The organism is Micromonospora sp. RL09-050-HVF-A (assembly GCF_019374995.1).
Taxonomy (GTDB): domain Bacteria; phylum Actinomycetota; class Actinomycetes; order Mycobacteriales; family Micromonosporaceae; genus Micromonospora; species Micromonospora antibiotica.
The window spans coordinates 5625534-5650852 of sequence record NZ_JAGKQP010000002.1 but is presented as its reverse complement, the minus strand read 5'-3'; the positions used below and the strand labels follow the sequence as shown (position 1 = coordinate 5650852).

Here is a 25319-nt window from a genome sequence, read left to right as displayed (position 1 = left end):
CGGCCGGCTCCCTGCCCACGAACTCCTCCCCGACCAGCCCCGTCGCGGCGGCGAGGGTGTCACGGCAGAGCCGGTCGGCGGTCCGGGTGGTCTCCGGCAGCCGGTACCGGGGAGTCAACGCGAGCACCTGGTCGACCGCGTTGTCCAGGCTCATCCGGTGCCCGACGCTGACGAACACCGGCTTCACCCCGTCCCGGGTACGCAGCACCCGGCCGACGACCGCACCGGCATCGACCAGCGGGGCGGCGTCCCCCCGGCGCGGACCCGGCCCGGTCCACCCGCCCACCAGCGGGGTCTTACCCACCCCGATCGCCGGCAGCCCGGTCACCACGCCCAGATGACAGGCCAACCCGAAGCGACGCGGGTGGGCCAACCCGTGCCCGTCACAGACCAGCAGCTCCGGGCGGGTCGTCAACCGGTCCAGGGCGGCCAGCAACGCCGGCAGCTCCCGGAAGGCGAACAGCCCCGGCACGTACCCGAAGGCGGGCCGGCCGACGTGGACCGCCCGGTCCACCACCTCCAGGGTCGTGGCGTCGAGCACGGTCACGGCTGCGGCGAGCAGGTCACCACTCTCGGCGTACGCCACGTCCAGGCCGGCCACCGTCGCAGGCCGGCATGGCCCCGGCCCGATCAGGTCCGCCTGGGGCCGCAACCGGTCCTGTACGGCCACCGCCTCGGCGACCGTCAGCTCGGTGCTGCGGTGCTGCTCGGGCCGCCGAGCCGACTCAGCTCGGCTCACCGTCGCGCCCGCCCTCTTCCTTCTTGTTGCCGAAGGCCCCGAAGGCGATCGCGAAGATGGTGCCGATGGAGATCCCGAACACCACACCGACGGCGTCCTCGAACATGGTCTACCCGATGACGATGCCGATGAGCAGGCCCGACACCCAGGCGGTGAGCTGGCGCTTGTTGGCGGAGGGGTACATCACCTCATCCTATTCAGCTACCGCAAAGCACCCGTTTCACCGGAGGCTGCCGGCGGCGTCCCGCCTTCAGGCAGGCTGCTTCTACGAGGCGTCAGACCCATCCACCCTCACCGCTCCATACCCGCCGGGCAGTGCGGCTTGGCGGGATCTACTCGCCTGCCGCCTGCTCGAAAATGCCTTCGATGGTTTCGGCGTCCGGGAGGAGCTGTCCTCCCGTCACTGCCAACGCGACCTGATCGGCAGCAGCCCGGTCGACCTCGCGGTAACGGTCGAGATTTCGATAGTCGTCAAGAAATCGGGTAACGAGCCCAGGGTTGTACACCCATGAGCGGCGGCGGTGGTCCCACATCAGGGCATGCCCCCGGGCCGGGTCGATCACGAACACACCTGCCGGCTCAGCCGTCTGGGCGTTACGGGACAGAACGTAGTAGGTCAACACTCTGACGCTCCATGTGATGTTCCAGTTCGGGAGATACGGGGAAGTCCTGCGCCGTCAGCCCGAACTGCGCAGCGACACCCGCAAAGTCTCGCCCATCAGTTCGGAGCGCCTCGATGTAGGACCACCAGACGCCCCTGTTGAGGTGTATCCACTTCGCAAAGGTGGCATCCTTCGCAGCGAAGAACTCCGCAAGCTGGGTGGGCACTTCGGCGGGCATTCCGTGGCGACGGTTGATCGACAACATCTCCAAGAATGCTTCGACCCGTTGTGCCGGCGACTGGGTCGTGCGACGCAGCACCTCGTACGCGCGGTGTGTCGCCAACCACGCGGCGCGGGAAGCTTGGCTGTGCACCTGCAACTCGAAGAGCTGCCCCTGCGGGGAGCGGACGGTGCAGTTGAAGCCGTAGAACCGATTGCCGGACCGCCAGAAGTTCTTACAGGAGCGCTCGTCAACCGTGAATCCGGCACGACTCAACTCCGCCACGGTCCCATGCACCGCCTGCTCGTAAGACACTACCTGTGACACTACGAAACAGAATCTGAGAACGTCGTTGACCTCACCGCTGAATTCCTCCACCGAGACGCCGACTGCACGTGCCTCGTCGAGGAACTTACGGGCCAGAGACAGCGGACTCTTCAACCGGAACTCCTGGTCACGCAGTTCGACCGCACCATCTGATCCCAGTGCCCTGCCTACCCGGGAGAGCGCGCTCTCCACATCGTCGGCCACCACCGCCGCCTGCTCATGAAGCCTGTCAAGCACCCTCCGCTCATGCGCGGAGAGTTCGGCGAACACGTCCGCCGGCTGTACGCCCTGACCACTCGTTTCCGACGCGTCATCTTGGGCGTCCGCCGTGCGGTCCGAGCCACCGGGCCCGTCGAGCAGGTGCAGGCGGTTGAGGTACGGGTCGCCGTACCCCTGCTCGTCGTCGGGTGCCGGCGGGTGCTCGGGCAGGTCGGGCAGGGCGCTGAACCGCCCCCGCGCCAACCCGGCCAACGGCATCGGGTGGCCGTCTCCGCCGAGGATCAGCGCGTCGATACCAACGACGTTGTCGGGGTGCCGCCGGCCGGCGTGGGCGTAGAGGGGGCGCTCGTGGACCGTTCCCGCCTGCGGGTCGAGATAGAGCACCGTCCCGTTCTGGTTGAGCGCCACCCAGGCGTGCGAGCCGCCGTTCTCCCACTCGGTGATCAGGAAGGCGTAACTGCCGTGACCTCCCAGGACCAGTTGGTCGTGCAGGTTGCGGTAGCCCCGTTCGACGGACTGGCGCAGGTCTGCCGGCCCCGGCGGGACACCGTCGGCGACGGCGAACAGCTTCTGGAACCGTCCGCCGGTGACCTCCTCGACCCGGCCGGGTCCGCCGGCCTCACCGTTGACCGGACGCCGGATGTCGCCTTGCAGGTAGCCGTCGAAGGTACGGGGCGCGGCCACCCTGGGTCGACCGTGCACCCACGTCTCGAACAGGGACAAGGTGCAGTCCAGGCAGTTGATGCCCCGGGTCGGGTCGGCCTGCGGGCCACCGTCGTTGGCCAGCGCGAACCACCCGCCCCGCCGGGGATCAGGGGTACGCACCACGCTGCCGTCCGGCTGCCGGGGCATCTGCCGTTCGAGGTCGGTCTGGTGCAGGGCCAGCGGTGGCCGCAACCCACCGAACTGCCCGTACCGGCGGGAGCGGTCGATGGGCGGCGGATCGTCGTCGCCGGTGAGCGCCGACCTGTCGCCCGTCTCGACCCCACCGGTGGCCAACTCGGCCACGTCGTCGTTGATGCGGGAGAAGTCAGCAGGATCTCCGATGACGACATCCGTGGGAAAGACCCGGCCGTCGATGATCGCCGAGGCCAGATCCAATTCTCGATAGCTGTCCGCCTGCTCGGTACTCGCGATCTGCTGATACCAGTTGGCCAGTTCGAGACGGCCTTCGCGCTGTAGGTGGTTCGCCCGGCGAGCAGCACGCTGTGCCCTCGCTTCGTGCTCGCGGGCGACCTCTCGCCGGAAGCCGGCGTCATCCCTACGTCGCCGGTCCTCGAACCAGTGTCGCTGTGCCTCGAAGTAGCCCTGATAGCGGCGACGGTCAAGCGCCTCCCGTTCGGCTGCCCATGTCGCGGCGTACCACCGGGGAGTTCTCGGGCGCGGTGGCTCGTCGTCCGGATCTGGTGTCGGAGGGGTCGGGTCGGTGGCCGGCGGGTCCACGGGCCCGGGGGCCAGTGCCTCCAGGAGCGGGAAACGCCTGTCGCCCTGCCGCCGGCCATCGCGGTCGGCTACGCCGGGCGGCCTCTCCCGGGCAGCCTGCGGAGTGTCCGGTGCGCTGCCGTGGGTCGGGAGCCCCGGCGTCGGTGCCGGCCCCACCGACCCAGCGGGTGCCGGCCCCAGCGGAACGCCGGCTGTGGAAGCGGCCGACGTCGTGCGTCCAGGAGAGGGGTCTGCGGTAGGTGACGCCGCAGCGGTTGCCGTCGGTGCTCCGCCCGCTGTCGTCACGCTCGCGGGCGGGGTGCCCTGCCCGGAGTCGGGCCCGGGTGGTGCGGTGACCGCCGCGTTCGTCGGCGCCACCTCAGCGGCTCGACCTGCCGTCAGCGGGGAGGTCACCTGATCGGCAGCGACCGAGGACAGGGTGGGGCTGGACGGCGTCGACTCGGCCACGATCGACGCCGGAGCCGCGCCCGTGACGTGGTCGACCTCGGGTGCCGGTGGGGCCGGGGGCGTCACTGCGCCCGCTCCCGCCGGCCCGTCCACCGGCCCGACGGCAGCGGCGGCCCGGCTGGGATCGGGCGGCACCTGCGGATCGCGGGGCGACGGCGTCTCGACGGCAGCGCCTGAGCCGTCACCGGCCACGACGGTGGGGCCGAAGGATGTCGCCGGTCCCGGCACGGAAGCGTCGGCGGCCGGCCGCGCAGGAGCATCGCCGGCCGGGGATGCCTGGTCGGTACCGGCCGGCACCGGCGACGGTGGGACGGGGAAGGCCGCCGGGACCTGGGTGGCGTCGGCCAACGAGTGCAGCCGGCCGTCGAGGCGGGCGTGCAGCGCGGCGTCCGCCTGCGCGGTCGCCGAACCGCCGACCCCGGAGACGGCCGCCCGGGCCGCGTCCTCCGGCGACAACGCTCCCTGGCCGGTGGCCAGCCCCGCCGCGCCCTCCGCGAGCACCTCGCCGGTCATCTCCCGGCCCAGGTGCTCACCGACCCGGGCCCCCCGCCCGGTGGCGTGCCGCCCCAGCCCGGCCAGTGGTGCGACCGCACCACCGGCCAGCCCACCGAGCGCCGACGCACCGAGATCGGCGAGGTCGAGGCCGTGCCGGCGACCGGTGGAGTTCTGGTACGCCTGCGTCGCGAGGTTGACGCCGCCCTCCTGTCCCGCCTCGAACAGGCCCCCCTTGACCGCCCGCTTGCCGAGCCCACGCATCCCGTCCCGGGCCACTTCTTTGGCGGCCCGCTCGCCCGCCTCCTTGAGGCCCTGTCGGAGCGCCTTCTTGGCCAGTTGCGCCATCAGCCGGCGGAAAATCTGCTGGATTACCAGCCGACTGGCGGTGACCGCCGCGCCGGCCGCCGGTGAGGCGGCCCCGGCGGTGAGTGCGGCGGCGACGGCGAGCGCGAGCAGCTCCACGACCAGGATGCCGAGTTCGATCCACACCTCGAGCTTGGCGGCCTCGATGTCGCAGCCGCACTCCTCGACCAGGCGACCCAGGTCGGTACTGACCGCGAGCAGCACCGACAATGGAGCCTCGTCGCCGTCGGCGAGCCGTCGCCAGGCCGCCTCGAACGCCTCCGGGACCGCGCCGGTCCCGCCGTAGCCGCCGCGTACCTCGGTGGCGGCGGCGATCGCGTCGGCACGAGGGCCGGCCAACGCGCCCGCCACGGCGTACCACTGGTCGGCGAGATCCCAGACGGCGCGTTCGTTTCCCTCCGGCCACTCCACGCCGACCACCCAGTCGAGCGCCTCGTAGGCCCAGCCCGGCAGGTCCCAGGGGCTGTAGTCGAGGGGGTGCGGGATCGGGCTCGGCAGCACGGTCACGGCTTCCCCCGCAGGTCAGTGCCGACGGTCACGAGGGTCGGCCACCCGGTCGAAGCGCCGGCCGCTGGCCGCGTCGGTCCGTAGGTTGGCGTCGACCGAGGTGACCACGTCGGTGCCGAGCCCCTGCAACGCTCGGCCGAGCCCGGCCCAGGCACGCAGCAGGGTCTCCTCGTGGGACCGGTAGCTCTTCTCGAAGGCCGCGCCGATGTCGTCCCGGCCCCATGGGCGGGGTGCGCTGGCCGCCGTGATCTCCCCACCGAGGGTGACGCGGCGGGCCGACACCGATTCACCGGCCAGGTGCAGGTCGGTGCCGCCCCACCGGGCCCGGGCCGGATCGAGCCAGAGTTGCCCCTCACCCATGCCGTTCGTCCTCCCGCCGGAGCACCGCGTCGGCCCGCCCGAACAGTGCGCCGAAGTCGCCCGTACGCAGGAACTCCACCGACCCCGAGCCGGCCGGCAGATGGGCGGCGACCAACTCCTGGGTGGCCGTGGCCGCCCGGGCGCAGGCCCGGTGCACCGTCATGGTGATCTTGCGACTGAGCGCGTGGTGATCGCGGTCGTGGTAGACCTCGCCGGTGAGCTCCACCGAGATCAGCTCGCCACGGGCACCCACCGTGGCGGTGACCTGGCCGTCGTCCGACCGCTCCGTGACACGCAGTGCGGCCAGTTCGGACCCCAGTTCGTCCACACCGGACCGCAACCGCCGGTATTGGCCGTACACCTCGTCGAACCGCGCCCGGAGCGCCTGGTTCGCGTCGCGGTCCACCCTCTCGGCCAAGGCCACCCTCCCCCGGTCACCGTCAGTCAGGCGAACCATACCGGGTGCCACGATTCCGTGGGGTCCGGTAGTTTCGGGCCGTGATCGATCGCCAACAGGCCGAGCAACTCGCCGACGTGTGGGCCCGGCGGGACTCGCAGCGCCTGGGCCACGAGTGCCGGGCCACCCTGGACGAGTTCGACCTGGGCTACGTGATCAGGTCGACCGTCGACCGCGCGGTCGACACGGACCCCGGCGACCTGCCCACCACCGTCGTCGACAAGGAGACCGGCGAGGTCACCACCTGGCCCCGGGTGCCGGCGGCCGTGGTGCAGCAGATGTACCGCCGCAGCCGCCCCACCGGCACCCCCGCCCCGCGCACCGTCGACCCGGCCAGCCTGCTGCTCCGCGAGATCCGTCGGCTGCCGACGCCCGCCACCGTGGCGCACCTGACCGTCGAGGGCCGCACCTACCTCGGTCACGGCGTCAAGGGCGACGTGGCGGTGCGGCACCACCCACTGGTCCGGGCCTACCTGGACGAGCTGCCCCCGGGGCACCTGGTACGCGGAGGCGACCGGCACGCCGAGATGGTCGTCGTGTCGGACGTCCTGCACGAGTACGACCACCGCCGCGCCGCCGCCGGCCAGCCCCCGCTGACCATGCGCGAGGCGGAGTCGCTGCTGCTGGCGACCGGGATGGACGTGTTCCTGGCCCGCGAGCCGGGTGATCCGCAGGCCGGCCCGGCGGAACGCCCGTGCGACTCCTGCCTCAACTTCCTGGTGCACTTCGCGGTCCTCGGCTGGTCCGAACTCGCGTTCACCCGGCAGTGGCAGCCGGACAGGCAGGCCGCGCCGGAGCCGGGGCGGTTCGCGCCGGAGGTGGCCGACGCGCTGGTGAGCGCCGGCTGGCGTCCGGGGTTCGGTGACGATGGCCTTGCCGAGGAGGCGATCGCGGAAACGAGGGAGATCTCCCCCCGACATCCTGATCTCACGTCCGCGCTGAACGCCCTCACCAGGTTTCCGGGGCTTGCCTCCGGTCGGCGCGGTCCCGGGCGGCAGGTCTGGATCTCGCGGTTCTCCATCGACCCCGTGCACGCCGCCTACACCGCCGCCACCCTGGCGGACTTCGGTGCCGTGCTCGGCGTACGGCTCTTCCCGATCGGCGCGGGGCATCCGGACACGATCCTGGCGGTGGACGAGCACGGCCGGGTCTTCGCACTGGACCAGGCGGGCGAGTGGTTCCTCGGCGACGACGTCGACACGGCGCTGACCACCCTGCTCCTGGGTCTCGCCCCGCCCCGGGTCCGGGACGACGGCAGCTGGTGAGAGGGGTGTGCCGGGGTTACAGCGGCATCCCGGTCAGCACCAGCACCCTCGGCTCGGTGTAGTCGTCCATCGCCGACCGCACGCCCTCCCGGCCGACGCCGCTGCCCTTGACGCCCCCGTACGGCATCTGGTCGGCCCGGTACGACGGCACGTCGCCGACGATCACCCCGCCCACCTCCAGCACCCGCGCGGCGGTGAACGCCACGTCGAGCCGGTGGGTGAACACGCCGGCCTGCAGCCCGTACGCCGAGTCGTTGACGGCGGCGAAGGCGGCGTCGTCGTTGTCGACCGACGCCACCACCAGCACCGGCCCGAAGACCTCTTCGGCGCAGACCTTGGCCGACGGCGGCACCCCGGTCAGCACGGTGGGTGGATAGCTGGCGCCGTCGCGGCGGCCCCCGGTCTCGACGGTGGCCCCGGCGGCGACGGCCTCGTCGACCCACGCCTCGACCCGTTGGGCGGCCTCGACGGAGACCAGCGGCCCGACGTCGGTCGACTCGGCGGTGGGGTCGCCGGTGCGCAGTGCCCGCACGGCGGCGACCAGCCGGGGCAGGAAGGCGTCGTGGTGGTGTTCGTGCACGAGGACCCGCTGCACGGCGATGCAGGACTGCCCGGCCTGGTAGTTGCCGAAGGTGGCGATCCGCCGGGCGGCGAAGTCCAGGTCCGCGTCGGACGACCAGTCGGCGCAGATCACCGCCGCCGCGTTGCCGCCGAGTTCCAGGGTGACGTGCTTGTCCGGCACCTGACGGCGGATCTGCGCGCCGACCGGCCCGGAGCCGGTGAACGACACCACCGGCAGCCGGGGGTCGTCGACCAGGTCGGCGGTGCGGTCGTTGGGCAACGGCAGCACCGAGAACATCCCGGCCGGCAGGTCGGCGCCGGCGAGGATCTCGCCGAGCAGCAGCGCGGACAGCGGTGTCGCCGGGGCGGGCTTCACGATGATCGGCGCACCGACCGCGAGGGCCGGGGCGACCTTGTGCGCCACGAGGTTGAGCGGGAAGTTGAACGGGGTGATGCCCAGCACCGGCCCCCGGGGCACCCGCCTGACCAGGGCGATCCGGCCGGTCGCGGTGGGGTCGGTGTCGAGGCGCTGCATCTCGCCGGAGAACCGTCGGGCCTCCTCGGCCGCCCAGCGGAACGTCGACACCGCCCGGCCCACCTCGGCTCGCGCCCAGGTGACGGGCTTGCCGTTCTCGGCGGTGATCAGGTCGGCCACCTCGGCCGCCCGCGCGGCGAGTTCCCGGGAGACGTGGTCGAGGGCCGCCGCCCGGACGTGTGCGGGCAGGGCCGCGGCCTCCGTCGCCACCCTGGCCGCCGCGGCGACGGCGGTTTCGACCTGGTCGGGCGTGGCCCAGCTGGTACGCCCCACCGCCCGGCCGTCGTACGGGTGGGTGACGGTCAACTCGTCGTCGCCGTGGACGGCACGACCGGCGACCCAGAACGCTCTCGGCTCCACGTCGGCAGCGTAGACGACACGCAGCCGCACGGAAACAGTCGCTCAAGCCCTTGTCTGCCGCGAATTCGGTAGCCAAGATGGCAGTCAGATTGCGATTACCTCCGCTGACTCCGACTCCCAGCCACCCCTGGAGAGACCTCACCATGAGCGACCAGCAGCAGTTGCGCAACTTCGTCGACGGCGCGTACGTCGACCCGGTGGACGGCGGTCACGCCGATCTGATCGACCCCTGCACCGGTGACGTCTTCGCCCAGGCTCCCGTCTCCGGCGCGGCGGACGTGGACGCGGCGATGCGGGCCGCCGCCACCGCCTTCGAGACCTGGCGGGAGACCACCCCGGCCGAGCGGCAGCGGGCGATGCTGAAGCTCGCCGACGCGGTGGAGTCGCGGGCCGCCGAGCTGGTCGACGCGGAGGTGCGCAACACCGGCAAGCCGCGGCAGCTCACCGCCGAGGAGGAGTTGCCGCCGGCGGTGGACCAGTTCCGGTTCTTCGCCGGGGCGGCCCGCATGTTGGAGGGCCGCTCGGCCGGGGAGTACCTGGCCGGGCACACATCGTACGTGCGGCGGGAGCCGATCGGGGTCTGTGCGCAGGTCACCCCGTGGAACTACCCGCTGATGATGGCGGTGTGGAAGATCGCCCCGGCGTTGGCGGCCGGCAACACGGTGGTGTTGAAACCGTCGGACACCACGCCGGTGTCGACGCTGCTGCTGGCCGAGATCGCCGCCGAGTTCTTCCCGCCGGGGGTGTTCAACGTGGTCTGCGGCGACCGGGACACCGGTCGTACCCTGGTGGCGCATCCGACGCCGCAGCTGGTGTCGATCACCGGCTCGACCCGGGCGGGCATGGAGGTCGCGTCGGCCGCCGCGCCGGACCTCAAGCGGACCCACCTGGAGCTGGGCGGCAAGGCCCCGGTGGTGGTCTTCGACGACGCGGACGTGGCGGCGGCGGCCGAGGCGATCGCGACGGGCGGCTACTTCAACGCCGGCCAGGACTGCACCGCGGCGACCCGGGTGCTGGCCGGTCCCGGTGTGCACGACGACTTCGTGGCGGCCCTCACCGAGCAGGCCCGCAACACGCGCACCGGTGCCCCGGACGACGCCGACGTGCTCTACGGCCCGCTGAACAACGCCAACCAGCTCGCCCGGGTCAGCGGCTTCGTCGACCGGCTCCCCGATCATGCCGACCTGCACACCGGTGGCGCGCGGGTGGGCGGGCGCGGCTACTTCTACTCCCCCACCGTGGTCTCCGGGGTACGCCAGGCCGACGAGATCATCCAGCAGGAGGTGTTCGGCCCGGTCATCACCGTGCAGCGGTTCACCGACGAGGACGAGGCGGTGCGCTGGGCCAACGGCGTCGACTACGGCCTGTCCGCCTCGGTCTGGACCCGTGACCACGGCCGGGCGATGCGGATGACCCGCCGGCTCGACTTCGGCTGTGTCTGGGTGAACACCCACATCCCGTTCGTGTCGGAGATGCCGCACGGCGGCTTCAAGCACTCCGGGCACGGCAAGGACCTGTCGGTCTACAGCCTGGAGGACTACACCCGGATCAAGCACGTCATGCACCACATCGAGGGCTGATCCCCATGGTTTCCAGCGCGGAGCTGCACCGGCGGCGGGGTGCCGCCGTGGCCCGGGGGGTCGGCAGCGTCATCGACTCGTACGTGGACACCGCCAGCGGCGGCACGGTCGTCGACGTCGAGGGGCGGGAGTGGATCGACTTCGCCGCCGGCATCGCGGTCACCAGCGTCGGCAACTCGGCCCCACGCGTCGTGGAGGCGGTACGCGCCCAGGTCGAACGGTTCACCCACACCTGCTTCATGGTCGCGCCGTACGAGTCGTATGTGGCGGTCTGCGAGCAGCTCAACGCGTTGACCCCGGGCACCTTCGAGAAGCGGTCGGCGCTGTTCAACTCGGGTGCCGAGGCGGTGGAGAACGCGGTGAAGATCGCCCGGCACGCCACCGGACGGCAGGCGGTGGTGGTCTTCGAGCACGCCTACCACGGCCGGACCAACCTGACCATGGCGTTGACCGCGAAGAACATGCCGTACAAGCACCGGTTCGGGCCGTTCGCCGGGGAGATCCACCGGGTGCCGATGTCGTACCCGCTGCGCGACGGCGGGTTGTCCGGGGCGCAGGCGGCGGCGCGGGCGATCGAGTTGGTGGACAAGCAGGTCGGGGCGGAGAACGTGGCCGCGCTGCTGATCGAGCCGATCCAGGGGGAGGGCGGTTTCGTCGTACCGGCGACGGGTTTCCTGCCGGCGCTGCGGGAGTGGGCGACGGCGGCCGGGGTGGTGTTCGTCGCCGACGAGATCCAGACCGGCTTCTGCCGTACCGGCGACTGGTTCGCCTGCGACCACGAGGGCGTGGTGCCGGACCTGGTCACCCTGGCCAAGGGCATCGCCGGCGGGTTGCCGTTGGCGGCGGTGACCGGCCGGGCGGAGCTGATGGACGCGGTGCACGTCGGCGGCCTCGGCGGCACCTACGGCGGCAACCCGATCGCCTGCGCGGCGGCCCTGGCCAGCATCGAGACGATGCGGGAGCTGGACCTGGCCGCCGCCGCCCGGCGGATCGGGTCGGTGCTCGCCGACCGGTTGCGCGCCGTCGCCGCCCGCGACCCCCGGATCGCCGAGGTACGCGGGCGGGGCGCGATGCTGGCGGTGGAGCTGGTCCGGCCGGGCACCCTGGTTCCCGACCCGGCCGCCGCCAGTGCCGTCTCGGCGGCCTGTCACGCTGCCGGCCTGCTCACCCTGACCTGCGGCACCTACGGCAACGTGCTGCGGTTCCTGCCGCCGCTGGTGATCTCCGACGGCGAGTTGGCCCGTGGGTTGGACATCCTGGACGCCGCCTTCGGCTGACCGTCCACGGCCGTCAGCGCACCAGCTCCACCAGGTTGCGCCGGATCACGTTCTTGCCCGGCTCCCGGAGCAGCTCCATCGCGGCGGCGTTGAGCAGCACACAACTGCCCGACGGCCCACTCACCGACACCGTCGCCACCTTGCCGTTGTCCAGATTCGTCACCCGCAACCGTGTGCCCACCGGAAACCGGTCGCTCGTCGCGGCGGCTGCGCCGGCCTCGGCGGAGAAGGTGACCGGGCCACTGCACGCGCTGCGCCCGGCAGCCACGCCGGTCGCCGGTGGCGTCGTCGGCCGCTGGGAGGCCGGCGGCTGGGCGGCACCGGGCCGGGTCTCGCCGGGGGCGGGGGCCGCCGGCGCGTCGACGCCGACCCGCTCGACCACGTTGCGCCGGATCACGTTCTTGCCGGGCTCCCGGACGAGGTCCATCGCGGCGGCGTTGAGCAGCACACAACTGCCCGACGGCCCACTCACCGACACCGTCGCCACCTTGCCGTTGTCCAGGTTCGTCACCCGCAACCGTGTGCCCACGGGGAACCGGTCACTTGTCGCGGCGGGGTCCCCGCCCTCGGCGGAGAAGGTGACCGACCCGGAGCAGAGGCTCGGACGGGCGGACGTGGTGTCGGCGAACCCGAACCCGGTCCCCACCGCCACCACCGCCGTGGCGACCACCGCCACCCCCGCCGCCAGTACGTGCTTGCGCTGCACCTTCACCACGTCTCCCGTCGTCGCCGTTGCCTGCATCGGCTGATACGGCCCGGGAGCGCTCCCCGTTCAGTTCCACTGTCAGGAAAGTTTCGGACACCAGGCGAGAGTGCCGTCGATGTCGACGGAGTGTGACGGCTCCGCTCAGGCGATCTGCCGCAGATCGTTGCCGTAGTCGAAGATGATCCGCAGGCGTGCGCCGAGTGCGGCGGCATACCTGCTCAGCGTCGCCACCTCGTTGACGTCCAGATCACCGTTCTCGATCTGACTCACCCGGCCCGGCGTGACCCCCATCAGCCGTCGAAGGGCGCCCCGATGATGACCACGTCGGCGTCGGCGTAGGTCACCGGCTCGGTGACCGTGCAGGGTGGCACCCCGAGGAAGGTGACGTCGGGGCCGTACATCGGGCCGTAGCGGGTCATCGTTCCTCCAGCGCCCAGGGGGAGCCGTAGTCGGTGAGCAGGTCGAGGAAGGGGCGCGGGGGCAGCGCCTCCGGGCCGAGCACCCCGACGCCGGACCAGCCGCCGGTGGCGAGCAGTTCCAGCGCCACCACCGGGTTGACCGCGGTTTGCCAGACCACCGCCTGGTGGCCGTACTCCCGCATGGACCACTCGTTGTCGACGACGTGGTAGAGGTAGACCTTCCGGGGCCGGCCGTCGACGCCGGTGCCGGTGACGTACGTGCCGGCGCAGGTCTTGCCGCGCATCCGGTCGCCGAGGGTGGCCGGGTCGGGCAGGCTGGCGGCGACCACGTCGCGGGGTGAGACCTGCATGCCGCGCACCGACACCGGGGTGGTGGAGTCGAGACCGACCTTGTGCAGGGCCCTGAGCACCTCGATGAACTCGTCGCCGAGGCCGTACTTGAAGGTGACCCGCCTGGCCTTGACCCAGCGTGGGATCAGCAGCACCTCCTCGTGTTCGACGTTGACGCATTCGACCGGGCCGATGCCGGCCGGGAAGTCGAAGACCTCCGGTTCGCTGAACGGTTCGGTGGTGTACCAGCCCCGGTCCTTCTCCCAGATCACCGGCGGGTTGAGGCATTCCTCGATGGTGGTCCAGATGGAGAACGAGGGGGCGAAGTCGTAGCCGTCGACGGTGAGGTTCGCGCCGTCGCGGATGCCGATCTCGTCGATGTCGGTGAACAGCTCGTCGGCGGCGTACCGGGCGAACACGTCGGACAGGCCCGGTTCGATGCCGATGCCGCACAGCGCCAGCCGACCGGCGTCCGCCCAGGTCGCGGCGGCGGCGAACTGCTCGTCACCGAGCTTCACCCCGGTCTGGGTGTAGGGCCGCGCCGGGTGCGGGTGCGACAGTGACATCGCCATGTCCAGGTAGTCCGCCCCGGCGGCGAACGCCCCCTCGAAGATCGGCATGACGAAGCGCGGGTCGACGGCGTTGAGCACGTGGGTGATCCGGTGTTCCCGGCAGAGCGCGGCGACGGCGTCCGCCGAGGAGGCGTCGAGCCGTACGGCGACGAACCGGTCGCCGTACCCGGCGACGGCCCGCTCGGCCCGGGTCAGGTCGTAGTCGGCGACGACGACGGTGGCGAAGAAGGAACGGCGGGCGGCGATGGCGACGGCGGCGGAGCCGACCCCGCCGGCGCCGACGAGCAGGATACGCATCAGGAATCGAACCCCAAACCAAGACGATCGGGCGTACGGAGCCAGTGCTGGTGCCGGTCGTCGTGCGCGTACGCGTCGGCGCGGGCCGGCGACCAGCGGGTGAGGTGGATGTCGGCGGCCGGACGGGGAGAATCGGGGCGGTGGTGCGCATACCGGCCGGGCGTCACCTCGGCGAACGCCCGGTCGGTATGCGGAAGGATCACGACGGGTCTGCCGCCCGTCGGCCGGTCACGTCGGCGACCGGGAGCGCCGAGCCTGCCGCCCGTCGGCCGGTCACGTCGGCGACCGGGAGCGCCGAGCCTGCCGCCCGTCGGCCGGGCGCGTGAGCGACCGGGAGCGCGGCCCGTCGGGACCGTCGACCGCGCAGCATGCTCAGCCCGACGAGCAGCAGGGCGATGCCGAACATCGCCGTGCCGATCACGTTGACCTGTGGGGGGATGCCCCGCTGGGCGGCACCCCAGACGTACATCGGGAAGGTGACGGTGGTGCCGGCGTTGAAGTTCGTCACGATGAAGTCGTCGAAGCTGAGCGAGAAGGCGAGCAGGGCGGCGGCGACGATGCCGGGCAGCACCAACGGCAGGGTGATCCGCCGGAACGTCTGCCACTCGCTGGCGTAGAGGTCCATCGCGGCCTCCTCCAGCCGCCGGTCCATCCCGGCGAGCCGGGCCTTGACCGTCACCACCACGAACGACACGCAGAACATCACGTGCGCGATGACGACGGTCCAGAAACCCTGCGGCACCCCGGCGGAGACGAACAGCGCGAGCAGCGAGGTGCCGAGCACCAGCTCCGGCGTCGCCATCGGCAGGAAGATCAGCAGGTTGATCCCGCCGCGCCCCCGGAACCGGTGCCGCACCAGGGCGAACGCCATCAGCGTGCCGATCACCGTGGACCCGACGGTGGCGAGGAACCCGATCTGCACGCTGCGGACGACCGCGTCGCACATCTCGGGGGTGGCGCAGGGCTGCCGCCAGTTGTCCAGGGTGAACTCGTTGAAGTCGTACGACAGCCGGCTGGACGGGCGGTTGAGGGAGAGGCCGGCGACCACGGCGATCGGCAGGAACAGGTAGCCGAGCACCAGCAGCGCGACGATCATCACCCACCGGTCGGCCAACCACCGCGACACCCTCACCGGAATCCACCTCCGCTCGCGACTGCGGGGCTCCGCTGCGCTGCACTCCTCGCGCTCACCGGACCGACCTTCCGCTCGCGACTGCGGGGCTCCGCTGCGCTGCACTCCTCGCGCTCACCAGGGCCACCCTTCCGCTCGCGACTGCGGGGCTCCGCTGCGCTGCACTCCTCGCGCTCACAGGACATCCTCCGTGCCGGCGCGGCGCAGGTAGACGAAGACGACCGCGAGGATCGCCGCCATCAGCAGGAACGACAGGGCGGCACCCTGCGGGTAGTCCAGCCGGACCAGGAACGCCGAGTCGATGACGTTGCCGATCATGTACTCGTTGGGGGTGCCGAGCAGTTCGGCGTTGATGTAGTCGCCGGTGGCCGGGATGAAGAAGAGCAGGGTGCCGGCGATCAGGCCGGGCATCGACAGCGGCAGGGTGACCGTGCGGAAGGCGTGCAGCGGGCCGGCGTACAGGTCGCTGGCCGCTTCCAGCAGCCGGTAGTCGAGCCGCTCCAGGCTCGCGTACAACGGCAGGACCAGGAACGGCAGGAAGTTGTACGTCAACCCGAGCACCACCGCGACCGGGGTGGCGAGCAGTCGCCCGTCGGGGCCGAGCAGGTGCACGTCGCGCAGCAGCCCGACCAGCACGCCGTTGTCCGACAGGATGGTCTTCCAGGCCAGGGTGCGCACCAGAAAGCTGGTGAACATCGGGGCGACCACGCAGACCAGCAGCAGGTTCTTCCACCGGCCGGCCTTCTGCGCGATCGCGTACGCCAGCGGGTAGCCCAGCAGCAGGGCCAGCACCAGCGCCGCCCCGGCATAGCCGAACGACCTGGCGAACTGCGGCCAGTACGCCTGCACCGCCTCCGGATAGTTGCCGAACGCCCAGGTCAGCGCGTACCCGGTGGACAGCGAACCGGTCGGGTCGTAGAGGCTGGCGGCAGCCAACTGCAGCAGCGGCACGACGAAGAAGACCAGCAGCCAGGCCGCCCCCGGCAGCAGCAGCAGGTACGGCAGCAGCCGGTGCCGGCCGGGCCGGGCCGGTGGCGGTGCCCCGGTCGCCGGTGTCCCGCCGCCCAACTGGGCCAGTGCGGTCACGACGGTGCCCCGACGGGCTCGTCGAGCAGCGGGGTGGTGCGGTCGTCCTGCCCCGGCTCGCGGGGCAGCAGGAAGGCGTGCCGGGGGTCCCAGTGCGCCACCACGGTCGCGCCGACCGGGTACTGCCGGCCGACGCCGCTGTTCGCGGTGAACGCGGACAGTTCGCTGCCCCACCCGGTGCGCACCAGGTACTGGGTGCTCACCCCCACGTACGACGCGTCGGTGATCACCCCTTCGACCTGTTGGTGGCCGGTGGGCACCTGGTCGACGGTCTCGACCAGGTGCAGCTTCTCGGGACGTACCCCCAGGTAGACCGGGCCCTGGTCGGTGCGGGCGCGGTCGACGGGCACCGAGAAGCGCGCGCCGTGCGCGGTGACGGGCACCTCGGACCCGGCCGGGCCGGCGGCGTCGGCGGCGAGCAGGTTGGACTGGCCGAGGAAGTTCGCCACGAACGCGGTCGCCGGGTATTCATAGAGTTCGGCGGGTGCGCCGAGCTGCTCGATCCGGCCGGCGTTCATCACCGCGACCGTGTCGGCCATCGTCATGGCCTCCTCCTGGTCGTGGGTGACGTGCACGAAGGTGATGCCGACCTCGGTCTGGATGCGTTTCAGCTCGATCTGCATCTGCCGGCGCAGCTTCAGGTCGAGCGCGCCGAGCGGCTCGTCGAGCAGCAGCACCTGCGGGTGGTTGATCAAAGCGCGGGCCAGTGCGACCCGTTGCTGCTGGCCGCCGGAGAGCTGCGCGGGGCGACGCCGCTCGTAGCCGTCGAGCTGGACCAGGGCCAGCATCCGGCGGACCTGGTCGCCGACCTTGCGGATGCCCCGCCGCCGCAACCCGAAGGCGACGTTCTCGGCGATGTCCAGGTGCGGAAAGAGCGCGTAGCTCTGGAAGACGGTGTTGACCGGCCGCTGGTACGGCCGCAGCCGGGCGATGTCCCGGCCGCCGAGGAGCACCTGCCCGCTGGTGGGCTCCTCCAGCCCGGCGATCATCCGCAGGGTGGTCGTCTTGCCGCAGCCGGACGCCCCGAGCAGGGCGAAGAAGGAGCCCTGCGGGACGGTCAGGCTGAGGTCGTCGACGGCGGTGAAGACGCCGAACCGCTTGCTCAGGTGGGCCAGCCGCAGGTCACCGGCGGGTGCCTCGTTCGCCATTCCGCTCACGCCCCGATGACCTGCTGGAACTTCGACTCGTATTCCTTTTCCTGTTTTTCGTCGAGGGCCATGAAGACCTTCGACTTCGCCAGCAGGGTGTCGTCCGGGAAGATCAGCGGGTTGGCGGCCAACTCCGGGTCGATCTTCTCCATCTCGGCCTGGGCGCCCTTGACCGGGCAGATGTAGTTGACGAACGCGGCGAGCTTCGCGGCGACCGCCGGCTGGTAGTAGTAGTCGATCAGCGCTTCGGCGTTGCCCCGGTGGGTGGCCTCGTTGGGCACCAGCATGTTGTCGCTGAACAGCATCACCCCCGAGTCCGGCGCGACGAACTTGATCTTGGGGTTGTCGCCGGCCAGTTGGATCACGTCCCCGGACCAGCCGACACACGCGGCGATGTCCCCCTTGGCCAGGTCGGGGGCGTAGTCGTTGCCGGTGAAGCGACGGATCTGCTTGGATTCGACGGCCTTGCGCAGCTTGTTGAGCGCGTCGTCGAACTGCGCGGCGGTGAACTTCGACGGGTCGTGCCCGTTGGAGGAGAGCAGCAGACCCATGGTGTCCCGCATCTCCGACAGGGCGGTCACCTTGCCCTTGAGATCGGGCCGGGTGAGCAGCTCGTCGACGGTGCGGATCTCCCCGGTGACGCTGCCGTTGTAGGCCAGCCCGGCGAGGCCGGACTGCCACGGGATCGCGACCCGGTCCTCCGGGTCGAAGGAGCGCCCGCGCAGCGACGGCAGCAGATTGGCCGCCACGTTCGGCACCTTGGCCGGGTCGAGCTTCTGGATCCAGCCGAGCCGGATCATCCGGGCGGCCATCCAGTCGGTCAGGACGATGATGTCCCGCCCGGTGCTCTGACAGCCGGCCAACTGGTTCTGCACCTTGCCGAAGAACTCGTTGTTGTCGTTGATGTCCTCGGTGTAGGTCACCGTGATGCCGCTGGCGGCGACGAACGCGTCGAGGCTGGGCCGCTTCGCGGCGTCCTTGTCGTCCACGTCCATGTACTGCGGCCAGTTGGAGAAGGCGAGGGTCTTCTCCGTGGCCGACAGGTCGTCGCTCTTGCAGCCCGCCTCGGTCTGGGTAGCGGCCTTGGTGCCGCAACCGGCGAGGCTGCCGCCCGCAGCGAGCAGGGCGGCCGATCCGAGGGTGCCGGTGAGCAGTCCACGCCGGGTGAGGGGCCGCAGGGGAATACGCATGTGACGACTCCTAGGGGTCGTCCGACGGCGGCGGGGACGGGGTGCGGCGCCGGCGGGAGGGGTCGGGTGCCTGAGACGACTGATCCTGGCATGAGGTAACCAGCCTCACAAGGGATTCCGTTGCCGCAATAGCCTCTGACGACGAATTACGCCAAACCGCGCGATGGCACTAGGCTCAGCTGGGGGAACGGACATGGGGAGCGGTCGATGACGATCCGACAGCACGAGAACGGCAGCGGGGGGCGACGCGTCACGGTGCGCGAAGGTGCCAGCCACGCGCTGTTGGACGACGTGGCGAAACAGATCATCGAGCAGCTACAGCAGGACGGCCGCCGGCCGTACGCGACCATCGGCAAGGCGGTGGGGCTCTCCGAGGCGGCGGTCCGCCAGCGGGTGCAGCGGCTGCTCGACGCCGGGGTGATGCAGATCGTCGCGGTGACCGACCCGCTCCAGCTCGGCTTCCCCCGGCAGGCCATGATCGGCCTGCGCACCGACGGCGATCTGGAGGCCGTCGCCGACCGGCTGGCCGAGTTCGACGAGATCGACTACGTGGTGATCACCGCTGGCTCGTTTGACCTGCTCGCCGAGGTGGTCTGCCGCAACGACGCCCACCTGCTGGAGATCCTGCAACGGCTGCGGTCGGTGCCCGGGGTGCTCGCCACCGAGGCGTTCGTCTATCTCAAGCTCCGCAAACAGACCTACACCTGGGGTACGGCCTGAGCCCACCCACCGTGGCCTGCTCCCCGGGGCTCAGCGGGAGGCGACGAACGCACGCCAGGCGTCGGGAGTGAAGCTCAACGTGCCGCCCGTCCGGTCCTTGCTGTCCCGCACCAGCACCCGACCCGGCAAGTTGTCGGCCACCTCGACACAGTCACCGCCGTTACTGCTGCTCCGAGTGGCGGTACGCCAGCACGGCTCCATCAGGTCCATCTCTCCACCACTCACTTCTGGGCGGCGACGAAGGCACGCCAGGCGTCTGGGATGAAGCTCAACGTGCCGCCCGTCCGGTCCTTGCTGTCCCGCACCAGCACCCGGCCGGGCAGGTTGTCGGCCACCTCGACACAGTCACCGCCGTTGTTGCTGCTGCGGCTGGCGGTACGCCAGCGGGGCTCGATCACGTCCATCTCTCCACCGCTTCCCGGATCAGCTCGTGCGATCGACGAGCAGGCAGCGCCTCGCCGGCCACGCTCTCCCATCTCCTGCCCAGGCTAGCAACGTCAGCGCTCTCGGTCACCAGCTCACCACGGAGCTGATTGTCCAGATAGGCAACCTCACTGCCGTCGGGCAGCCGAGCCAGCATGAACGGCCCGGCCAGACCGGTGTGCCAGGGTCCACCGAGCGGGATCACCCGCACCTGCACGTATTCCCGCTCGGCGACAGCCACCAGGTGACCAACCTGGTGGGCCATAGTCATGCGATCGCCGACCATCCGGTGGAGCACCACCTCGTCGATGACGAAGACCAACTGGGCTGAAGGGTCGCGGTCGAGCAGAACCTGTCGCTCCAAACGTCCGTTCACCAGTTGCCCGACTTCGTCGGGCGGGAGTAGACCGCCGGTCCCCAGCACCGCTCGGGCGTACTCCTCGGTCTGGAGCAGGCCCGGCACGAGCAATGACTGGTACGACCGGATCGAGGTGGGGTCCTGTTCCAGTTCTGCCCACGGGCGGAACCAGGGCAGGTCGCGGCGACGGTAGGGCTCGGGCCAGAGTTCGGCCGGCTCCCGGCCGAGGACGCCGGCCACCGCCACCCGGGTACGCGGATGGGGCACCCGCCCCGAGCTGAGCCACCGCCCCGCCGTCTTCGGATCCACCCCGACCTGATGCGCCAGTGACTCGACCGTCTCCCCGCGCTCCGCCATCGCCACCCGAAGCACCTCGTTCACCGGCAGCCCCTTCCGCCCGACCGGCACGCTCCGGCGCACCATAACGACAGTGTGTGTCGATGTCCGCAGGTCAACGGCGTGTCGGCGCGAGACCTCTCACAGGGTCCGCAAGATGCCCCGGAAGGTCCGCGAAACGCCCCGGAAGTGCACCTGGAAACACCCAGCCCCGGGCCACTCCGGGCCACTCCGGGCCACTCCGGTCCACTCCGGTCGGCTCCCCCAGGGATCCCCACCCCCGGGCCGAAACAGGGGTGTCCCGCCTCCCGGAGGCCCGGCCCGCTGCCCGTCGACATCCTTGATCCACTCTCGGGAGCCGATATAGCGGTCTCCCCCGTGCCCGGATACCGCAAGCTGGCCGCAATTGGGTCGATCATGCGACTCGCCCCACCGAGGCGGGCCGGCGCGGGGCCGACAGGGCGGGCATCCCGCCGGACCGCCACCGCCCTGGAGCGTACGGATTCCGTTGCCTTACGCCCTCACTCACGCTGAATCCGTCGCCCCTGACGCGAACTAGGCTTGCATTTCGCGGCCGGACTGTGGGATAACCGTGGGCAGAGCGGCCGGTGTCACCCCTGCCCGGCCCAGAGACCCGATGGGGCTGACATGGCCAACGCCACCGACCACCTCTGGATGCACTTCACCCGGATGGCCAGCTACTCGGCCGGCGAGGTGCCCACCATCGTGCGCGGCGAGGGCACGTACGTCTGGGACTCGCAGGGCCGTCGCTACCTGGACGGGCTCGCCGGGTTGTTCGTCGTCAACGCCGGGCACGGGCGTACCGAGCTGGCCGAGGCAGCCGCGAAGCAGGCCGCCGAGCTGGCGTACTTCCCACTGTGGTCGTACGCCCACCCGAAGGCCGTCGAGCTGGCCGAGAAGATCGCCTCGCTGACGCCCGGCGACCTCAACCGGGTCTTCTTCACCACCGGCGGCTCGGAGGCCGTCGAGACGGCGTGGAAGCTGGCCCGCGCCTACTTCAAGCGCACCGGCAAGCCCAACAAGCACAAGGTGGTCAGCCGCTACCTCGCCTATCACGGCACCTCGATGGGCGCCCTGTCGATCACCGGCCTGCCCGGCATCAAGAGCGACTTCGAGCCGTTGGTGCCCGGCGGGATCAAGGTGCCGAACACCAACTTCTACCGGGCCCCCGAGCACGGCGACTCACCCGAGGCGTTCGGCGTCTGGGCCGCCGACGAGATCCGCCGGGCCATCGAACGGGAGGGGCCGGACACCGTGGCGGCGGTGTTCCTGGAGCCGTTGCAGAACTCCGGCGGCTGCTTCCCGCCGCCGCCCGGTTACTTCCAGCGGGTACGCGAGATCTGCGACGCGTACGACGTGCTGCTCGTCTCCGACGAGGTGATCTGCTCGTGGGGTCGGCTCGGCGAGTATTTCGGTGCCGTCCGGTACGGCTACCAGCCTGACATCATCACCACCGCCAAGGGCATCACCTCCGGCTACGCCCCGCTCGGCGCGATGATCGCCAGTGACCGGCTGATGGAACCGTTTCTCACCGAGACTGGCATGTTCGCCCACGGGGTGACCTTCGGTGGGCACCCGGTCTCCTGCGCGGTTGCCCTGGCCAACCTTGAGGTGTTCGCCCGGGAGGACCTGATCGGCCACGTCCGGGCCAACGAGGACGCCTTCCGGTCCACCCTGGAGAAGCTCACCGACCTGCCGATCGTCGGTGACGTCCGGGGGGACGGCTACTTCTACGGCATCGAGCTGGTCAAGGACAAGTCGACGAAGGCCACCTTCGACGAGGCCGAGTCGGAGCGGCTGCTGCGCGGTTTCCTGTCGACGGCGCTCTTCTCCGCCGGGCTCTACTGCCGCGCCGACGACCGGGGCGACCCGGTGGTGCAGCTCGCCCCGCCGCTGATCAGCGGGCAGGAGCAGTTCGACGAGATGGAGCAGATCCTGCGCGCCGTACTCACCGAGGCGTGGTCCCGGCTGTAACCGTCTGCGGGCCGACCAGCCGGACAGCGGCTCGACCCGCGGTCCCGCCGGCCGGCCCACACCGGACCGGCCACCCCACACCCGAGGGGCACCTCCGCACCCCGGTCGGCCACCCGTCCCCGCCGGCCGGCACTGACACTTCGCGGCCAGCGAAGTTCCCGCCGCCGGCCCGGCCGGCGCTGACCGCCCGGAGCCCGCATGCGCTACCCGGAGTTGTCCCACTGGTTGTCCACGGTGGACGAACCGTTGACCCCGCTCCCGGCGCTGCCCGGTGACACCGACGCCGACGTGGTGATCGTCGGTGCCGGCTACACCGGGTTGTGGACGGCGTACTACCTGGCGGTGGCCGATCCGACGCTGCGGATCGTCGTACTGGAGGCGGAGATCGCCGGGTACGGCGCGTCCGGGCGCAACGGTGGCTGGTGCTCGGCGCTGTTCCCCACCTCACTGCCGGCGTTGGCCCGTCGGCACGGCCGGCCGCAGGCACTGGCGCTGCAACGGGCCATGCAGGCGACCGTCGCCGAGGTGGGCCGGGTGGTGGCCGCCGAGGGGATCGACTGCGACTGGCACCACGGCGGCACGGTGCTGCTGGCCCGTACCGACGTCCAGCTCGGCCGGGCACGCGCCGCGGTCGCCGAGGCCCGAGACCACGGCCTCGACCCCGACGACCTGGTCCTGCTCGACGCCGCCGGGGCAGCCGCCCGGTGCGCCGCCGACGGGGTACGCGGCGGCACGTTCACCCCGCACTGCGCCGCCGTGCACCCGGCGAAGCTGGTCCGGGGCCTGGCCCGCGCCGTGCGCCGGCACGGGGTGACGCTGCACGAACGGTCCCCGGTCACCGCGATCCGGCCCGGCGCGGCGGTCACCCCGCACGGCACGGTACGCGCGAACGTGGTGGTCCGGGCCACCGAGGCGTACACCCCGATGCTGCCCGGCCACCGCCGCACGGTCGCCCCGGTCTACTCGCTGATGGTGGTCACCGCGCCGCTGCCCGCGCCGGCCTGGGAGCGGATCGGGCTGGCCGACCGGGAGACCTTCGCCGACTACCGGCACCTCATCGTGTACGGCCAGCGCACCGCCGACGGGAGGTTGGCCTTCGGCGGGCGGGGCGCCCCGTACCACTTCGGGTCCCGGGTCTCCCCCGGCTACGACCGGGAGCCCCGGGTCTTCGCCGCGCTACGCCGGACGCTGGGTGAACTCTTCCCGGTGCTCGGCGCGGACGTACCGGTCGCCCACTCCTGGGGCGGCCCGCTGGGGGTGGCCCGGGACTGGTCCGCGTCGGTGGGGCTGGACCGGTCGTCCGGGCTGGGTTGGGCCGGCGGCTACGTTGGCGACGGGGTGGGGACGAGCAACCTGGCCGGCCGTACCCTCGCCGACCTGATCCGGGGTGTGGAGTCGGACCTGACCGCACTCCCGTGGGTCGGCCACCGCTCCCCCCGCTGGGAGCCGGAACCGCTGCGCTGGCTGGCCATCAACGCCGGCCTCCGGGTGATGTCCTCCGCCGACGACGTCGAACACCGCACCGGCCGTCCCGCCCGCCGCGCCACCCTCTTCTCCCCCCTCCTAGGCCACTAACCCCCACCCCGCTCCCCCTCCCTGCTTCCCCTCCCCCACCCGCCGACCCCCGTCCCGCCGACCCCCCGTCCCCGCGACCCGCCGGCCCCGGTGATCAAGAGGTTTGCGTCAGGTTGAAGATCGAACTTGACGCAAACCTCTTGATCACCGGGGAGAGGGCCTGGGGTGGGGTTGGCCTGGGGTGGGGTGGGGTGGGGTGGGGTGGGGTGGGGAGGGCCGTGGGGGTGGGGTGGGGTTAGTGGTTGGGGGGGATTACGCGGAGGTGACCACGGCGGCCGGTGGGCGGGGTCTGGGGGTGGGGGTCGTGGTCGTCCTGGGGTGGGCGGGGGCCACCGGGCGGGCCGCCTCGCGGACGGCCTCGGCCAGGGCGACCAGGTCGTCGGTGGTGGGCGGCGGCGGCTCGAACTCGCCCTCGTGCCGGACGACGTCCCAGCCCCGGGGGGCGGTCAGGCTCCGGGCGTGCTGCTCACACAGGTCGTACGTGTGCGGCTCGGCGAAGGCCGCCAACGGCCCCACGACAGCGGTCGACTCGTTGTAGACATAGGTCAATGTGGCAACCGCTTGCCGGGGGCAGGCGTTACGGGAGCAGCGCCGTGGTGACCTCACGTGCGGCAGGGTATCCCCATTACCGGGTCCGGCGCACCGGTTCGCTTTCCGACACGCCCGTCACCGTGATCACAATTCGCACCTGCCGCCCCGCCGCGCCCGTCGGCGCGCGCTGCCATCGGGCGGGCCGGACCGGGGGCTACCCTTCTGTTCATGACGAGCCCGGAACGCCGCCGCCCCGGCTCCGGCCGGCGCAACCACCGCGACCGGCACGGACGGGGCCTGCGCGGGCGGCTGGTGCCGGCGACCGTCCCGTTGGCCCGGACCAAGGCCGAGATCTTTGACGACCTGGTGCTGGACACCGTGGAGACGTTGGAGCGCCGGTTCGCCAAGGAACTTGCCGGCGTGGAGTTCGCCGTCGAGGACGTCCCGCCGGATCTGAACGTCTATGACTCAGACGTGCTGGAGGACGGCGAGGTGCCGCTGGCCCGGTTGCTGCCCGGCCGACCGGGCCGGCAGGAGGTGCCACCCCGGATCGTGCTCTACCGGCGGCCGTTGGAGTTTCGCGCGATGGACCGTGAGGACCTGGCCGACCTGGTCCACGACGTGATCATCGAGCAGGTGGCGAACCTGCTCGGGGTCGACCCGGACGAGCTGACCTGAGGCTGCGCGCCCGGTGACGACCCGGGTCTTCGGCCGAGGTTGACCAGGACCAGCACTCCGCCGGCC

23 protein-coding genes and 3 pseudogenes are annotated in these 25319 nt (G+C 71.5%); 7 read left to right on the top strand and 19 right to left on the bottom strand.

Translation table 11 applies throughout. The features are described from left to right. Nucleotides 1–43: 43 nt before the first annotated feature. The 5 genes and pseudogenes from nfi to J7462_RS25135 all read right to left on the bottom strand — a co-directional run. Nucleotides 44–688 (bottom strand): annotated as a pseudogene (nfi, locus tag J7462_RS25155) (deoxyribonuclease V); the annotation flags it as partial. A 383-nt stretch (nucleotides 689–1071) separates the two neighbouring features. Further along, nucleotides 1072–1362, bottom strand: coding sequence for a hypothetical protein (locus J7462_RS25150; RefSeq protein WP_219467394.1), 291 nt, complete (start codon nucleotides 1360–1362; stop codon nucleotides 1072–1074). After that, on the bottom strand, nucleotides 1334–5362 hold the full coding sequence (locus tag J7462_RS25145) for a toxin glutamine deamidase domain-containing protein (RefSeq protein ID WP_219467392.1): 4029 nt from the start codon (nucleotides 5360–5362) through the stop codon (nucleotides 1334–1336). Before J7462_RS25145 ends, J7462_RS25150 begins: the two co-directional genes overlap by 29 nt. A gap of 15 nt (nucleotides 5363–5377) precedes the next feature. Further along, the gene (locus tag J7462_RS25140; RefSeq protein ID WP_219467389.1) at nucleotides 5378–5722 is read right to left on the bottom strand and encodes a hypothetical protein; all 345 of its coding nucleotides are present in this window, start codon (nucleotides 5720–5722) and stop codon (nucleotides 5378–5380) included. After that, nucleotides 5715–6146 (bottom strand): YbaB/EbfC family nucleoid-associated protein, encoded by a 432-nt coding sequence (locus tag J7462_RS25135; protein WP_308291022.1) that lies wholly within the window; start codon nucleotides 6144–6146, stop codon nucleotides 5715–5717. Before J7462_RS25135 ends, J7462_RS25140 begins: the two co-directional genes overlap by 8 nt. 74 nt (nucleotides 6147–6220) lie before the next feature. Between J7462_RS25135 and J7462_RS25130 the strand changes: the two genes are divergently transcribed. Beyond that, entirely contained in the window at nucleotides 6221–7444 is a 1224-nt protein-coding gene (locus tag J7462_RS25130; protein WP_219467383.1) for an SUKH-3 domain-containing protein, read from the top strand. Between the two features lie 16 nt (nucleotides 7445–7460). Here J7462_RS25130 and J7462_RS25125 read toward each other — a convergent pair whose 3' ends face one another. Next, nucleotides 7461–8900 (bottom strand): aldehyde dehydrogenase family protein, encoded by a 1440-nt coding sequence (locus J7462_RS25125; protein WP_219467380.1) that lies wholly within the window; start codon nucleotides 8898–8900, stop codon nucleotides 7461–7463. A 143-nt stretch (nucleotides 8901–9043) separates the two neighbouring features. On the opposite strand from J7462_RS25125, the gene J7462_RS25120 reads away from it, so the two are divergent. Together J7462_RS25120 and gabT are read left to right on the top strand one after the other, a co-directional pair. Further along, nucleotides 9044–10480, top strand: coding sequence for a gamma-aminobutyraldehyde dehydrogenase (locus J7462_RS25120; RefSeq protein ID WP_219467378.1), 1437 nt, complete (start codon nucleotides 9044–9046; stop codon nucleotides 10478–10480). A 5-nt stretch (nucleotides 10481–10485) separates the two neighbouring features. After that, nucleotides 10486–11757 carry a 4-aminobutyrate--2-oxoglutarate transaminase gene (gabT, locus tag J7462_RS25115; RefSeq protein ID WP_219467374.1) on the top strand — a complete coding sequence of 424 codons (1272 nt, stop codon included), beginning with the start codon at nucleotides 10486–10488 and terminating at the stop codon, nucleotides 11755–11757. 13 nt (nucleotides 11758–11770) lie between these two features. Here gabT and J7462_RS25110 read toward each other — a convergent pair whose 3' ends face one another. The 9 genes and pseudogenes from J7462_RS25110 to J7462_RS25070 form a co-directional block, all read right to left on the bottom strand. Beyond that, nucleotides 11771–12499, bottom strand: coding sequence for a hypothetical protein (locus J7462_RS25110; RefSeq protein ID WP_255597894.1), 729 nt, complete (start codon nucleotides 12497–12499; stop codon nucleotides 11771–11773). A 105-nt stretch (nucleotides 12500–12604) separates the two neighbouring features. After that, complete coding sequence (locus J7462_RS25105) at nucleotides 12605–12733, bottom strand: hypothetical protein (RefSeq protein ID WP_255597893.1); 129 nt, start codon at nucleotides 12731–12733, stop codon at nucleotides 12605–12607. Nucleotides 12734–12756: 23 nt separating this feature from the next. Further along, nucleotides 12757–12882 (bottom strand): annotated as a pseudogene (locus J7462_RS25100) (agmatinase); the annotation flags it as partial. Then, a complete protein-coding gene (locus J7462_RS25095; RefSeq protein ID WP_219467367.1) occupies nucleotides 12879–14081 on the bottom strand; it encodes a saccharopine dehydrogenase family protein in 1203 nt (400 codons plus the stop codon). The gene J7462_RS25095 and the pseudogene J7462_RS25100, both read right to left, overlap by 4 nt. Beyond that, complete coding sequence (locus tag J7462_RS25090) at nucleotides 14081–14284, bottom strand: hypothetical protein (protein WP_219470902.1); 204 nt, start codon at nucleotides 14282–14284, stop codon at nucleotides 14081–14083. Before J7462_RS25090 ends, J7462_RS25095 begins: the two co-directional genes overlap by 1 nt. Beyond that, entirely contained in the window at nucleotides 14281–15213 is a 933-nt protein-coding gene (locus J7462_RS25085; RefSeq protein ID WP_308291021.1) for an ABC transporter permease, read from the bottom strand. The genes J7462_RS25090 and J7462_RS25085 overlap by 4 nt, the downstream gene beginning before the upstream one ends. A gap of 174 nt (nucleotides 15214–15387) precedes the next feature. Further along, nucleotides 15388–16290: an ABC transporter permease gene (locus tag J7462_RS25080; protein ID WP_219470694.1), complete on the bottom strand. Its 903-nt coding sequence runs from the start codon at nucleotides 16288–16290 to the stop codon at nucleotides 15388–15390. 5 nt (nucleotides 16291–16295) lie between these two features. Next, complete coding sequence (locus J7462_RS25075; protein ID WP_219470692.1) at nucleotides 16296–17447, bottom strand: ABC transporter ATP-binding protein; 1152 nt, start codon at nucleotides 17445–17447, stop codon at nucleotides 16296–16298. A gap of 5 nt (nucleotides 17448–17452) precedes the next feature. Continuing rightward, on the bottom strand, nucleotides 17453–18637 hold the full coding sequence (locus J7462_RS25070) for a spermidine/putrescine ABC transporter substrate-binding protein (RefSeq protein WP_219467364.1): 1185 nt from the start codon (nucleotides 18635–18637) through the stop codon (nucleotides 17453–17455). Between the two features lie 207 nt (nucleotides 18638–18844). On the opposite strand from J7462_RS25070, the gene J7462_RS25065 reads away from it, so the two are divergent. Next, nucleotides 18845–19357: an Lrp/AsnC family transcriptional regulator gene (locus J7462_RS25065; protein WP_219467362.1), complete on the top strand. Its 513-nt coding sequence runs from the start codon at nucleotides 18845–18847 to the stop codon at nucleotides 19355–19357. Between the two features lie 30 nt (nucleotides 19358–19387). Here J7462_RS25065 and J7462_RS25060 read toward each other — a convergent pair whose 3' ends face one another. Genes J7462_RS25060 through J7462_RS25050 form a run of 3 tightly spaced genes read right to left on the bottom strand, consistent with a single transcriptional unit; the run spans nucleotide 19388 to nucleotide 20519 of the window. Next, nucleotides 19388–19567: a DUF397 domain-containing protein gene (locus J7462_RS25060; protein WP_219467360.1), complete on the bottom strand. Its 180-nt coding sequence runs from the start codon at nucleotides 19565–19567 to the stop codon at nucleotides 19388–19390. An 11-nt stretch (nucleotides 19568–19578) separates the two neighbouring features. Continuing rightward, complete coding sequence (locus J7462_RS25055) at nucleotides 19579–19761, bottom strand: DUF397 domain-containing protein (protein WP_219467357.1); 183 nt, start codon at nucleotides 19759–19761, stop codon at nucleotides 19579–19581. Next, nucleotides 19752–20519 carry a helix-turn-helix transcriptional regulator gene (locus J7462_RS25050; protein WP_308291020.1) on the bottom strand — a complete coding sequence of 256 codons (768 nt, stop codon included), beginning with the start codon at nucleotides 20517–20519 and terminating at the stop codon, nucleotides 19752–19754. The genes J7462_RS25055 and J7462_RS25050 overlap by 10 nt, the downstream gene beginning before the upstream one ends. Before the next feature lie 603 nt (nucleotides 20520–21122). Between J7462_RS25050 and J7462_RS25045 the strand changes: the two genes are divergently transcribed. After that, the gene (locus J7462_RS25045) at nucleotides 21123–22469 is read left to right on the top strand and encodes an aspartate aminotransferase family protein (RefSeq protein WP_219467353.1); all 1347 of its coding nucleotides are present in this window, start codon (nucleotides 21123–21125) and stop codon (nucleotides 22467–22469) included. A gap of 198 nt (nucleotides 22470–22667) precedes the next feature. After that, entirely contained in the window at nucleotides 22668–24044 is a 1377-nt protein-coding gene (locus J7462_RS25040; RefSeq protein WP_219467352.1) for an FAD-binding oxidoreductase, read from the top strand. A 235-nt stretch (nucleotides 24045–24279) separates the two neighbouring features. Here the strand turns inward: J7462_RS25040 and J7462_RS33025 are convergent. Beyond that, nucleotides 24280–24650: pseudogene (locus J7462_RS33025) on the bottom strand (DUF3499 domain-containing protein). Between the two features lie 153 nt (nucleotides 24651–24803). On the opposite strand from J7462_RS33025, the gene J7462_RS25030 reads away from it, so the two are divergent. Continuing rightward, nucleotides 24804–25253, top strand: coding sequence for a metallopeptidase family protein (locus J7462_RS25030; RefSeq protein ID WP_208570298.1), 450 nt, complete (start codon nucleotides 24804–24806; stop codon nucleotides 25251–25253). The last annotated feature ends 66 nt before the right edge of the window (nucleotides 25254–25319 follow it).